The organism is Dyadobacter jiangsuensis (assembly GCF_003014695.1).
Taxonomy (GTDB): domain Bacteria; phylum Bacteroidota; class Bacteroidia; order Cytophagales; family Spirosomataceae; genus Dyadobacter; species Dyadobacter jiangsuensis.
In genome coordinates this window covers 14,752-27,974 of record NZ_PYAS01000013.1, presented here as the reverse complement: position 1 = coordinate 27,974, position 13,223 = coordinate 14,752, and the positions used below count along the sequence as shown (strand labels likewise).

Annotated in this window: 6 protein-coding genes; all 6 read right to left on the bottom strand. The window is 50.5% G+C overall.

Translation table 11 applies throughout. The features are described from left to right. Positions 1-68: 68 nt before the first annotated feature. The 6 genes from CLV60_RS24075 to CLV60_RS24050 all read right to left on the bottom strand — a co-directional run bounded on the left by CLV60_RS24075 (position 69) and on the right by CLV60_RS24050 (position 13,216). Positions 69-1,736, bottom strand: a complete 1,668-nt coding sequence (locus CLV60_RS24075) for a RagB/SusD family nutrient uptake outer membrane protein (protein ID WP_106597945.1) — start codon at positions 1,734-1,736, stop codon at positions 69-71. Between the two features lie 35 nt (positions 1,737-1,771). Further along, the gene (locus CLV60_RS24070) at positions 1,772-4,825 is read right to left on the bottom strand and encodes a SusC/RagA family TonB-linked outer membrane protein (protein ID WP_106598147.1); all 3,054 of its coding nucleotides are present in this window, start codon (positions 4,823-4,825) and stop codon (positions 1,772-1,774) included. 576 nt (positions 4,826-5,401) lie between these two features. Then, on the bottom strand, positions 5,402-6,367 hold the full coding sequence (locus CLV60_RS24065; RefSeq protein WP_106598146.1) for a DUF1735 domain-containing protein: 966 nt from the start codon (positions 6,365-6,367) through the stop codon (positions 5,402-5,404). 11 nt (positions 6,368-6,378) lie between these two features. Further along, a complete protein-coding gene (locus CLV60_RS24060; protein WP_211302273.1) occupies positions 6,379-8,175 on the bottom strand; it encodes a RagB/SusD family nutrient uptake outer membrane protein in 1,797 nt (598 codons plus the stop codon). Between the two features lie 10 nt (positions 8,176-8,185). After that, the gene (locus tag CLV60_RS24055) at positions 8,186-11,347 is read right to left on the bottom strand and encodes a SusC/RagA family TonB-linked outer membrane protein (RefSeq protein ID WP_170118852.1); all 3,162 of its coding nucleotides are present in this window, start codon (positions 11,345-11,347) and stop codon (positions 8,186-8,188) included. An 18-nt stretch (positions 11,348-11,365) separates the two neighbouring features. Further along, complete coding sequence (locus CLV60_RS24050) at positions 11,366-13,216, bottom strand: RagB/SusD family nutrient uptake outer membrane protein (protein ID WP_211302272.1); 1,851 nt, start codon at positions 13,214-13,216, stop codon at positions 11,366-11,368. Between the last annotated feature and the right edge of the window lie 7 nt (positions 13,217-13,223).

Here is a 13,223-nt window from a genome sequence, read left to right as displayed (position 1 = left end):
TTTTAAAACAAAAAAAGGATGGCAGCCAATGGCAACCATCCTCCTATTAAAATTCGTTTTCGAACCGATCAATATCCCGTGTTCTGAGGGAACACCGACTTGCCGTCAGATGTTTTCGCGCTCCGGTCGATCTGCGTCTGAGGGATAGGTCTCAACACGTGGTAAGCCTGGATCGCGGATGCTTGCGGGTTGTATTTTTTCACCCTTTCCACGAGCAGTCCCCAGCGTTTAAGATCTACCCAGCGGGTTTGCTCGCCAGCCAGTTCCCTTGCACGTTCTTCGATAATCGTTTCCATCGTAAGGTCCTTCGCATCGATCAGCATTTTGTCCTTTTTACCAGGCCAGCCCGCACGGTATCTTACCATATTGATGGCTTCTGCCGCACCAGCTTTATCGCCCGTTTGCAGCAACGCCTCTGCAAGCATCAGGTAAACGTCCGCCAGACGTACCACGTAATAGTCGCGGCTACCTGGCTCGTAGGTCATGTCCGGGCGTTTTGAGTCAAAGAACTTCTGCAAAGTCGGGAATAATGCTTCCGAGTATTTGCTGGGCACGAGTACCTGGTATTTTTTAGTAGCACGTACCTCTTTCGTCATTTCATAACCTGGGATGAAGATCGCCGTATCGCCAGCTGCAAACGTTACTTTGGTTTTGGAATCATCAAATGACGCTGCATTGTAAGTGCCGGGGTTATTGGACAACCATGTATCACGGAAAGTCTTTTTGTAACGTGAGTCGTTGACGCGATCGGCAAAAACGGTGTTAAGCAGATATTCGGTCGGTCTCAGACGTTTGAAAGGGCGGCCCCAATACACGTCCCTCTTCATACCTGGCTGCACATCGTACTGCATCCCGAAATAGAGGTGCAAGCTGTTACCGGTTCCGTTCGTCAAAGCGTCGGTAGTGTATTGCACTGCAAATACTACTTCGGAGTGGTTCTGGTTGTTTTCATCAAATACAGCGGAGAAATCGTCGAGCAGTTTGTAACCATATTTGGTAGAAACCTCTTTTAGAAGGTCAGCTGCTTTCGTAAAATCGTCTGCCGCTTTTTCTGACGAATACCCTTTTGCCAGATACACTTTGGCCAGCAATGCCTGTGCATGAGGCTTGGTAGCCCGGCCGTAGTCGCTCGACTGCGCTTTGGCTTCCAGGTCGGTAACGGCATCGCTCAGATCCTTGATGATCGCCGCATACATTTCTGCATCGGTTGCACGCTTGGTTTCCTTCGTTGGCTCCACTGTTTCATTAAAATAAAGGTCAACACCGCCGTATTGCTGGTGCAGGAGGTAGTAGTAATGCCCCCGCAGGAATTTGGCCTCCGCAATACGCAGCTTCTTGACGTTGTCAGCGACACCCGGCACATTCGGGGCTCTTTCTATGACGGCATTACAAGTATTGATCCCTTTATAGAGCTCATCCCAAGTTGTTGCCAGGTAGTCTACCGTTGGATTCAACTGGCCATCATAAAAATGAAAACCCTTGTAACCGCCATCCGCACCAGTCGCATAGATATCAGTTCCGTACTCGCTCATGGTCAGCCCCTGCTGTGTACCGTAATAAAAGCGCAGTGATGAATAAGCAGCTTTTACGCCATCTTCAAAACCTTTGGCGGTATTCATATAGTCGTTACCGACACCGGAGATAATCTTTTCGTCCAGTACATCCTTACACCCCTGCCCGGCAAACATTAGCGCCGCCATGCCGCACACCACTATCGATTTTCTTATATTTTTCATTTGTCAGTATCTTTAAAAATTTCAAAACCAGGCCGTCAGAACTTCGCATTCACGCCGAATGTAATCACCATCGTAGCAGGGGTTACACCTGTACCACCTGCTGCAAGGCCGGTAGTTTCAGGGTCAACACCGTTGTATTTGCTGCGGTATTTCGCCCAGATAAACGGCTGCTGGATGCTCGAATACAAGCGAAGCGACTCCATTCCCAACTTTTTCGACAACTCAGGTGTAAAGGTGTAACCTACGTTCACGTTTCTCAACTTCACGAATGTTCCGTCGAAATAGGTAAGCGTGCTGCCGTAAACCGGGAATTCCTGGTTGCTTTTCGGACGCGGGAACTCGTTGGTCGGGTTGTTTGGCGTCCAGTAATCCACCTTCATTTGCTGATAGCGGCCTGCCAAAGCATTATTGTTTCTGTGGAATTCGCTGCGGATCAGGTTACCTACACGTGCAAAGAAGAAGAATGAAAGGTCGAATCCTTTGTAGCTCAAACGGTTGGTAATACCACCGCTAAAATCAGGGACATCTGAACCAATAATCTCGCGGTCATTGGCATTGATCTTGCCGTCACCGTTAATGTCTTTCAGTTTAATCTGCCCTACTTCACTGTTTACCGCTTTTGCTGCATCCGCTTCATTGGTTTGCCAGATACCGATTTTCCGGTAATCATAAACCGTACTCAGCGGACGTCCAATAAACCAACCATTACCGATATCATCCACCTTACCGTTGTAAAGCGACAGGATAGCTTCCGTATTTTTGGTAAAAGTGAAATCAGTTGTCCATTTAAACCCACCGGCAGTGTTGACGTTATTGGTCGTCAAGCTAAGCTCGATACCACGGTTGCGGGTCTCCCCTACGTTACGGGTAACTGCTGCATATCCCCTTGACCCGGGCAACTGGTCCGATAGCAACAGATCAGTCGTATTAGTTTGGTAAAACTCCAAAGAGCCTTGAACCTTTCCACGAATGAAACTGAAATCCAAACCTACGTTGGCGGTTGTAGACGACTCCCATCTCAAATCGGGGTTGCCGATCCTGTCACCACGATAGCCGTAAGCGGGGGTCGTATTCCATGCATAACTTGTGCGGCCAAGAAACCCTTGTGTCTGATAAGGAGCCAACCCAGTGTTACCCACTTTACCCCAACCTGCGCGGATTTTGAGAAGATCGATCCAGGTAACGCTTTTCAGGAAGTCTTCGTTACCTAGATTCCAACCTACCGCGATACCAGGGAAGTTACCATACTTGCTGTTTTCTCCGAAACGGCTTGAACCGTCACGTCTGATGGTAAGTGTAACAAGGTATTTGTCATTATAGTCATAGTTCACGCGGGCCATGTAAGAGTTGATCTGCCATGGAATGTAGCCGCTTGCAGGAGAGAATATGGTAGTTGCTGCTCCAAGATTGTAAAATGATTGTGTCTCCACCGGAACACCCTGAACGCTCGCACTGAAAAGTTCTGCACGGTCTTTCTGGAATGAATGCAGGAGTGTCACATTCAAATTATGCTTGCCGCCAAAGGTCTTACTATAATTGATAATATTCTCCAAAGTCCAGTTGAAAGCGAACCCTTGCAACGCCTTTGCCTGGGCATCCCCCCCTTTCCGGGCGTTCGTTTGCGAACCTATAAACCGACCATAGCGGCTGATGGTAAAATCAGGACCGAAATTGACACGGTATTTAAGTCCCGGCAGAATGCTGAATTCCGTGAAAAGGCTGTTGAAAATACGATAACGTTTGAGTTCGGCAACCTGCGCGCCTTTTACCAGCTCCGCAAGCGGGTTGGTCAGCAACGCATCATTGGTAGGTGAGAAAATCAGCTTGCCGTTATCATCATAAGGAACGGCCAACGGATTTTGGTTAATCGTCATTCCATAGGTATTCAAAGAGTCGCCGTTGCGGATGCTGTTCATCATATAGGACGACAGACCTACCTTCAACCATTTATTTACTTGATGATCAATGTTTGAACGCAGCGAAACACGGGTAAAATTTGCTTCCTTTACTACACCTTTATCACGGAAATAAGCGCCAGAAATGTAAAACTGCGTACGATCGTTACCGCCCTGAATACCTACCGAGTGATTTTGCATCACACCGGTTTTAACCACGAGATCCTGCCAGTCGGTGCTTGTGCCATTAGCAATACCTTTGGCCACGTTGGGATCACCGCCGAGTACCGCCACTTTCGCGTCAGCCTCCGCATTGATCACACCGGTCGGGATAGCATTGCCGGCAGCGTCTTTATAACCACCCGTCGCACGGTAAGCTTCGCGTACAAACTCTGCAAACTCAGTACCGTTGAACAGCTCCACTTTATCCAGTGCTTTGGAGACACCTACATAACCGTCGTAGCTGACGGTCGTTTTCCCCTTCTGTCCGCCGCGTTTAGTCGTCACGATCACAACCCCGTTCGCACCACGCGAACCGTAGATTGCCGTGGCGGTAGCATCTTTCAAAACCTCCATCGACTGAATGTCGTTGGGGTTCATGTCTTCATAACCTCCTGCCAAAGGAATACCGTCCACTACATACAGCGGATCGTTACCTGCATTGAACGAGCGACGACCGCGGATCAGGATTTTCGGCACCGTTCCCGGCTTCGAACCCGACTGCGTCACGTCCACCCCGGCCGCACGGCCTTGCAGCGCCTGCCCGAGGTTGGTAATAGGCATTTCATTAATTTCTTTTGCCCCAACCGACGAAATCGCACCGGTCAGCTGGCTTTTCTTTTGCGTACCATAACCCACAACTACGACTTCCGTCAATATTTTCTGATCGCTGGCGAGTACAATGTCCACCACGCTCTTATTTCCAACAGTAACTTCCTGCGTCACGAAACCCACTGCTGAAAACACGAGGACCGCATTGTCTTCCGGAATACTGATCTTGAAAGTACCGTCGGCATCGGTATTGGTACCGCTTTTACTTCCTTTCAGTACAACCGAAACACCGGGAACCGGAAGGTTGTCTTCCACGGAAGTCACCTTTCCTGAAACTGTCCTGTCGATAACCCTGATGGTCGGATTTGAAGGCCTCATTGCATAGGCCTGCCCTGTAAAACCCGTCATCACCGCACCAGCCATTGCCCAACGCATCATACAGTGGCCAATACTTGTAAAGTTTCTTTTCATACGCATTGATTGTTTAACCATTAATAGTAGTTCACCATAAACTGTCAATTCTGACGATCACTTGATAGATCACCCCTTACAAAATAATTACATTTTTTCCATCAATAGTTACAAATAAGCATAGAGTTACTTAACACAGATTTGTAACTAATCTGTTGAAATATTTTATCTGGAAAGAGGCTTAGGGATGATAAGGCACTTTTGATTTCCCGTCACAGGCTCATTTGAACAATTCCAATAAGCCTATTTATTGTACTAAAAGTACCATTTGGAAATCTTTCGGAGAATAGAGATTCGGGGAGAAAATTGAAAACGATCTGCCAAGTTTATTTATGCAATCGTTATCGGGAACGTTGCCAAAATAGACTCGTTCCAATAATTTATTATAAAATATTTGCACAAACGAATACAAAAATGCCATATCCACTAGTTATACCCCGCCAAAATATTGCACTTAAACAATATTTAGTAAGAGTATTACCCAGCAAATATGGCACTCAGAATGCTGATGAAGCGGTAATCTGACACCTATTTATAATGGTCCGGATTCTCATCCTGCCACTCGTTCACACCGTCGCGGATACGGTTCCTGAAAGTGAGTGTATCCTGTGCGAAAGACGTCGTACCATCCTCATTTTCATATTGATAACTCAAATACAATTTACGCTCCTGCAACAGCTTTGCCCGGTTGAAAGTACTCGCTCCATCAGGCTTCACATTGACTACCGAACCATCCGCTTTACTGATTTTAATAGCAGTTCCGTCCAGCGTAATCTTAAAGGAGCCTTCCTGGTCGCTGATCATGTTGGTCACGAGGGCGTCGGGGGCCACGGTTTTTAACTTAAATATCTTGGCTTCCGGCGAAGGAATTGTCGTGTAATACTTCACGGTCTTCACCACTTTGCCTGTGGCGTCCTTCACGGTCGTCACGCCGCCATGCCAGTAGTTGCCGAAAAGCATATTCTCGTATTTGAGCGCGACCACCGCCGAACGCTTCGCACGAACGATCGAATCCGCGTCGGCGGAGGTAATGTAGAATGGGATCGCATAGCCTGCGCGAATCGTCGCGGCGTCTTTCAAAAACCTTGCCGAATCGGCCTTGATTACCACCGAGCCCATGTGCGTACCAGCCTTGATCACCATTTTTGAATTATCGGAAATCGTGAAATAATCGGCAGGCAGCGGTTTCAGCGTATCCACGCCGCTCACCGCTTCCCGAATGTAGCCTGCTCCGGCCTTCATAGCTTGCAGCGCATTCGCATTCACCAGCGCAGCGTCCATTTGAAACCCTACCACGCGGTCCTGCCTGTTTTCACGCACACCCGCCAGCGCAGCGCCTACCTCTATGCTCATCCCCTCACCCACCACGAACGTGCGCGCGTTGGTCTGGTACATAAAATACACCGAGGTGTAATCGAAATCTTTGATGTAGTCGTCATAGCAGGCACTGAGGGCCATGGTAAGCCCGAGGGCGACAGCAATTTTCTTTTTCATAGCATTCATGTTTATTTCCAGGCCTCCCAGCCATCGTTTTGTACCAGGTTAGACATTCTCAGCATTTCGTCATAAGGGATCGGCAGGAATGCGGATGCATACGATCTCGCTTCCACTACCTCGTCGAGCTTGTATTGAAATGTTCCATCGGAATTACGGGTAACTTTCGCCATCCGAACAGGCTTGTTCAGGTCGGTGAGGTTGGTCGTCCAGCGGCGGATGTCGAAGAAGCGCATGCCCTCGAAGCATGTTTCAATACGTCTCTCATTCTTGATAAACTCATTGAAAGCCACCTTTCCTTTCGACGCGACTTCGGTGAAATACGGATCTTTATCGAAGCCCTTGCCGCCGTCGCTATTGTCTTTCTTCCGAAGGTATTCCATTGCTTCTTTGGCTGATATGCCGTACTTGCCTCCATCGGGCCCTTCCACCTGATTAGCCGCCTCCGCGAAGGTGAGCAGCATATGCTCCCAGCGGATAAAGAACTTCGAATGCGGCTGGCGGTTGATGGAGTTGTCCGACCAGTTAAGACCCATGAACACCATTTTCTTGATATGGTAATTAGTGCGGCTGTTCACCGCAGGTCCGGCGGCATCTTTCGCATTCTGCCAGTTCTCGAAGGTGTACATCACCTTGTCCGAGTTGATCCGTATTGCTTTGGCATTATTGTGAAAAATAGCGGCGTAGAAACGCGGATCGCGGTCGGCGTAAGGGTTTGCGGGGTCGTAGTTGCTGCGCGGGTCGGTGATAGGATAGCCGTTTTTCATCGGAAATGCGTCCACAAGGTCCTGCGTGGCACCTACCGAGCCTGTTCCCTGAAAGCCCCCCGGGTAGTACATGCGCTCCATGGCGTCGTTCGCATTGTTATAACGCGATGCCCACACGATGCCCGGGAAGTTGGGATCAAACCAGTTGACCCCCTTTTTCACATTAAAACCATTGGTAACCGCGTCGGTCTTCATTTTGAAATTGATCACCTCCTTCGCGTTCTGTGCGGCAAGGTCCCAACGCGTCATATCGTTGGATGGATTGAAGCGCGGGCTGGCCCAGGTAAGGTATACCAAAGCTTTGATAGCCCTGGTAGTGATGCCGTCCATCCGGCCCCAGAACCGGCCGCCGGCATAGGCCCGGTCGTTGGTGTTCTTGACGAGGAAATCGCGGTGGGCAATGGGCAGGTACTTGTAGGCCGAGTCGCAATCGGCGATGATCTGCTTCACGCATTCTTCGTAAGTGTTGCGTTTGAGGTTTGTTTCCGCTTTTACATCCACGGGTTCAAGCACGATCGGAAAGCCAAGCAACTGACCATTCGCGCTCCCGCCGAACTTTTGCAGCAGGTCCCATTCAAACCATGCCCGTAAAGCGTAAGCCTCGCCCTGCAAACGGTTCTTGACCAGGCTGTCCAGATGCGGATCTACCAGAAAGCGGGTGTTGTAACCACGGCGGTCTTTCAAAAACAGGTTCACCAGGTAAATCGACCGGTAGTCCCTGTCCCAATAGGTACGAAAAGGATCCTGGCTGGTAGGCAGTGAGCCCAGGGCAAAGCGGGTCAATGCGTGGGTGGTACTAGTGATGACAACGTCATCTGTCGCGCCGTCGAGGTACACTCCCTCGTTGTCGTTGTAGTTACGGGGCATTACGTCGTAGTTCTGTCCGACAAGGCCCTGCACCATATCCTGGTATTTCCAGATATCTTCCGTGGTGCGGTTACCGTTCGGATAAGGTTCCAGGTAATCGACGCACGATGTCAAAGCGAATGCGGCAAGCGCCAGCGACAGGATGTTTTTGATATAAAATGATTTCAAATGCATAGCTCTGGCTTTAAAATGTCAGTTTAACCCCGCCGGTAAATGTGCGGAACAACGGATAGCTGGTAATCCCGGAATTGATCGACTCCGGATCCACATCTTTAATCTTCGAGAAAGTCAGCACGTTAGCCCCGCGCACATACACACGGATACCGCGCGCGCCGATGATGTTACCCAGGCGTACCGGCACATTATAGGCGAGTTCCACATTCTGAATTTTGAAAAACCCACCATCGCGCAGCCAGAAATCCGAGGTGACGAAGTTGTTATTTACCTTATAATAAGTCAGGCGCGGGTATTGGCCGTCCATATTCTCTTTCACAAAATCGGAGTAGTTGTTATCGCCCCAGCCGTTCCAGAAATACTTGTTGGTGAGTGGGAGCTGGTAAAAAGCACGCCCGGTTCCGATGGCGGTGAGTTCGAGATTGCGGTAAGCGAGTTTCAGGTTCAATGCGTAGATCAGCCGCGGCGAAGTGTTGCCGATCTGCACCTGGTCGTTATCGTCCACGATGCCGTCGCCGTTCCGGTCAAGGTATTTGAGGTCGCCGGCTTTGAGGTCGTCGTCGTAAACCTGGCGGATAACGCCGGTTTCGGCATCGGTAGCAAACTTGCCAATGTAGGTCTGCCCCCAGTAAGCGTCGGTAGGCTTTCCGACGCGGGTCTGGTAGTCAAAACGGTAGTTGGGCTCGTCCCATTTCAGGACTTCGCTGTTCTGCATGGTGGCATTACCACCGATCGAAAAGCGAACGTCGCCCACGCGCTCTGTGAACTGCAACGCAGCCTCAACCCCAAAACTGCGGATTTTATTATAGTTATACCACGGACGGGCGCCGGACACGCCCACCACGAGCGGCAGCGTATTCGCAAGCTGCGACACAATGCCGTCGCGCAGGTTATTGAAATAGTTAATCTCCACCGAGAGCCTGCGTTTCAGGAATAATCCGTCGATTCCGATGCTGAACTCCTTGCGTTTCTCCCAGGTCAGGTCAGGATTGCCGACGCGGCCTTGTGTGGTACGGTAGGCAAGGTTGTCGGTATTACTGCCAAACCACTGGCCTGTCGAGTAAGGGCCGAATGCGGAGCCGGTCGAGTTAACCGCCCAACGGTCGAGGTAATAGAAAGGCGGCAGGAAACTTTCATAACCCAGCATACCGGCCTCCACCCTGATTTTGAGGTAATCAATCGCTTTCAGGTTCTTCAAGAACCCTTCTTCCGAAATCACCCAGCTCACACCCGCCGCCGGGAACATCGCGTAACGTTTGTCTTTATCGAAACTATAAGTACCCGCATAATTGAGCACACCCTGGAATACATAGCGGTCTTTGAAGGAATATATTCCATTAAAAACTGCATTCTGCTGCCGCTGAGGCTCTTCAATACCGTTGCGCGACGATTTTCCGAGGTAATACGTAAGCCCGGCCTGAATGCTGTGAACACCCCAGTTTTTTTCATAGCTCAGGTTTTCATACACCACGAACCGCTGTGAATAGTAGTCGTGGAGCTTGGCCTGCCCTGCCATATCCACGCCGTCGTGGACTTTGGAAAGGCGGATTGTGTCGATGCCCGCATTGGTTTTGCCGGGCGTTACAATGTAGGCGATGTAATCTTCGGCCTTCCCGATCCTGAGGCTATTGAAAAGGTTAAAACCGGCATAGGTCGTCGATTTGAGCCCGGGTACCAATTCTCTCAGGTCGTATTCGAATGTAATATTGGAAGCACCCGTACGCCCGGTTTCGGTATAGTACCCATTGTGCATGAGGTTCCCGATCGGGTTGGTTTTGAAATTGGAACTTACCCCATACCACGGCGCCACTGGGTTGTCTGCAAATGCGGCATACACCGGAAATGCGATCGGCGGCGTGTTGGTAATGTCGTTGATAGCCGAGTTGAACTCCACGAGGTCTAGCGCGGTGTTGGTATTGCCGTCGTCGCTGGTGAAGTTCGAGTTATAGCCATAATTAGGGGAACGCCGCAGGGTAAGTCCGCCGAAAAAATCGAACTTGACCTTGATGAGCGGATTGATCTTGATATCGATATTAGACCGGACATTGACGCGGTTATAATCCGATTTAGCGCCGATCTTGTAAATATCCCCTTCGCCATTGTACCCCAGATAGGCGCTGTACTGAACGGTTTCATTCCCTCCGGTCGACGAAAGATTAACCCTCGTGAACGGCTTCGAGTTTTTCAGCATCAGGTTCCGGAAATCTACGCTGGGGCGGTAAAGATCGTACGGGTTGTTTTTTGAATAGGCAGCAATGTCGCTCTCATTATAAAGCGGTGTGAGGGCGCTGTTTGTTCTTGCCACATTATTGAGCTGCGCATATTCCGCACCCGACGCCCAACCTGGGAACCGGTCCACCACGCTCACGCCTTGCTCGGCATTCACGCTCAGCACGCGCTCATTTACCTTTCCTCTTTTTGTTTTAATATAAATAATGCCGTCGGCCCCCCTTGGACCGAGCATGGCTTTACCTACGATATCCTTGATGATCGTCACTGACTCAATTTCCTGCGGATCGATGGGCATTTCTGTAATGTCCGTCGGCACATCGTCGATAATGAAAATCGGGCTGCGCCCGCGGGTTGCAATACCGATCTTTTCCGTGATCCTGAAATTTCCGAGTTCCTCTTCGGCGGTGAGGCCGGGCGAACCGTCGCGTTCCACCACTTCCAGGCCGTTCACCAGTCCGGCAAATGCATTGCGGAGGTCGTTAGTAGGATATTTTTCAAGATCGGCGGTTTTCAGCGTCACATAACTCCCCGTGGCCATCCGTTTCGACAAATTCATAAAAGGCATCGGCACGGCGTCATCGGGTGTCGCAAACAGTTTCGCCTTTTTCAGTTCTACCACACTATTGGCAGCAATATCGCCTACGAGCGAAACCGATTTGCTATAACCATACGAGGAAACCGTCACGAAATCCTCCGGCAATGCTTTAAAATCAAAGTCGCCGTCCGCATTGGTTTCCGCGTGGATTTGGCCCTCGCCTACCACCACCGATGCATTCGGGATCGGGTTACCGTTTTCATCGGTTACTTTCAGGCTTACATTCACAGGCTTCGGCTTTTTGGCCTGCTTGTCCTGGGCGAACACATTGCTGCTCCACAGCAGGCAGAGTATGATCATTCCGATAGCCGCCTGCGCTGTATAATGGATTACTTTTTTCATCATTGAATTGAGCGTTACAGGTTACCAGACTTCGTTAGGGACGAAATTTTTCATTTTGTACATATCCTCCGTGTTGAATGGCAGGTAGTACATGGCTTCTTTCCAGCGCACCTGGCGGTCGGCCGAGAGCGGCATGCGGGTATACTTGAAGCCCGTCGGGTAAGTGGTGCTTACGGCCACCTTTTCGACGTCCATTCGGATGAGCGTACCGCCCATCACTTTCGGGGCGTCCTTCCAGCGACGGATGTCGTGGTAATAGTGCCCGCCCTCGAAGCACAGCTCTATGGTGCGTTCGTTCTTGATGCGGTCGCGGAGCTTGTCCTTGCTGGAAGCATAGGCCGGCAACACATTAGGCATGTTTGCGCGTGTGCGGATGCGGTTGAGCGCCTGCAGTGCCGTCATAGACGCGCCCGGGGCGGTGCCATTCGGCCCGTAAGCCTCGTTGGCGGCCTCAGCGTAGTTGAGGTAGAGTTCACCCAGGCGTATCAGCGGATCGGTGTATTGCGGGGTCGTTTTGTTGTTTACGCTCTGCTCACCCCAGGTTTTGCGCTCGTAGTAACCGGTGCGGGTAATGCCCGCGTACGACTGATCGAGCAACTGACCGTAAACAGCGGCACCATCTTTGGTTTCGTAGTAGATCTTGGCATTGCCGTAACCTGGTACCGGCGCGGAATTGTAAATAATATCAATGTAAAAACGCGGGTCGCGGTCCTTGTACGGATCCTGATCGTTATAATGCCCCGCTGCTATGGCGGCCTGGCGGTCGGCGGGGGTATTCAAAGGCTCGCCCCATTTGGTTTCGAACTTGTCTACCGTATTCTGTGTAGGGCATTCACCCGACCAGCCTGTCTTACCTCCTCCGAAAACGCCATTCATCTGCCCGTTCAGGTCACCGGCGTTATAGGTTTTTGTACCGGCATACCATGCCCAGAGCTGCTCATTGGAATAGGTGGTGCCAATGTAGTTTTTCTTGTAATCATCGAGCGACAGCAGGTCGTAGCCATACTTTTCGGCGATTTGAATCGCTTCCCAGCTGGCCTTTGCGGCGTCTTCCCAATCGGCATTGCCTTTCTCGTTGTTCAACGGACTGGCCGCATACAGCAGCGCGCGCGCCTTGAATGCCTTGGCAGCCACGCCGGTAGGGCGCTTTTGTTCGGGGTTGTTCAAATGCCCCGCTACACCCGGGCCCGGGTCGCGACGCATGAGGTCGGCCTGTTCGAAATAGGCGGCAGCACTATCCATGTCCATCGCAATGCGAACCAGCGTCTCGCGTTTTGAGAGCCGCGGAACATCCCATTCATCATCCTGGCCCATCACGGTCGTCAGGTAAGGCATCGGCCCCCACAACCTGAACAGTTCGAAGTGCGCGAATGCCCGGATGAAATGCGCCTGGCCTTTGAAATCATTGATATCCACCGGGCTGGCATCTTTGAGCATCCCGATGTTTTTCAATGTCGTATTGCATTTGCGAATGATGTAAAACATCGAACCGAGTATCGGCCGACGCGACGGGTCGTAGGTCATCTTGTTGATAATCGCAGAAATCTGACCGCTTTTGATCACCTGCGCATCCATCACACGGCCCATATCACTCATGTCGGTCAGCGCTTCGAGGGTATACTTCTGGTCCCAGAAATCGAAATAGAGTGAGTAGCCATTCTTGATATTATAAGCACGCCAGTCTTTACCGTCGAGCCTATTGCCCTCATAAATATCATCGAAGTACTTTTTGAAGTTTTCGTACTTGGAAAAAACATCGTCGGGAGTAAGCCCCGACTCAGGTGCTTTGTCGAGATAATCTTCCACGCACGAACCGAGAAGCAAAATCAACAGCACCGGTACACAAAGTATCGTAATTAATCTTTTCATCATCAGTTGG

What these genes read in the sequence shown, in the direction of transcription:
- CLV60_RS24070 (WP_106598147.1), bottom strand. Translation starts at nt 4,825, where the DNA reads ATGGCTGGTGCGGTGATGACGGGTTTTACAGGGCAGGCCTATGCAATG.
- CLV60_RS24065 (WP_106598146.1), bottom strand. Translation starts at nt 6,367, where the DNA reads ATGAAAAAGAAAATTGCTGTCGCCCTCGGGCTTACCATGGCCCTCAGT.
- CLV60_RS24055 (WP_170118852.1), bottom strand. Translation starts at nt 11,347, where the DNA reads ATGATGAAAAAAGTAATCCATTATACAGCGCAGGCGGCTATCGGAATG.
- CLV60_RS24060 (WP_211302273.1), bottom strand. Translation starts at nt 8,175, where the DNA reads ATGCATTTGAAATCATTTTATATCAAAAACATCCTGTCGCTGGCGCTT.
- CLV60_RS24075 (WP_106597945.1), bottom strand. Translation starts at nt 1,736, where the DNA reads ATGAAAAATATAAGAAAATCGATAGTGGTGTGCGGCATGGCGGCGCTA.
- CLV60_RS24050 (WP_211302272.1), bottom strand. Translation starts at nt 13,216, where the DNA reads ATGATGAAAAGATTAATTACGATACTTTGTGTACCGGTGCTGTTGATT.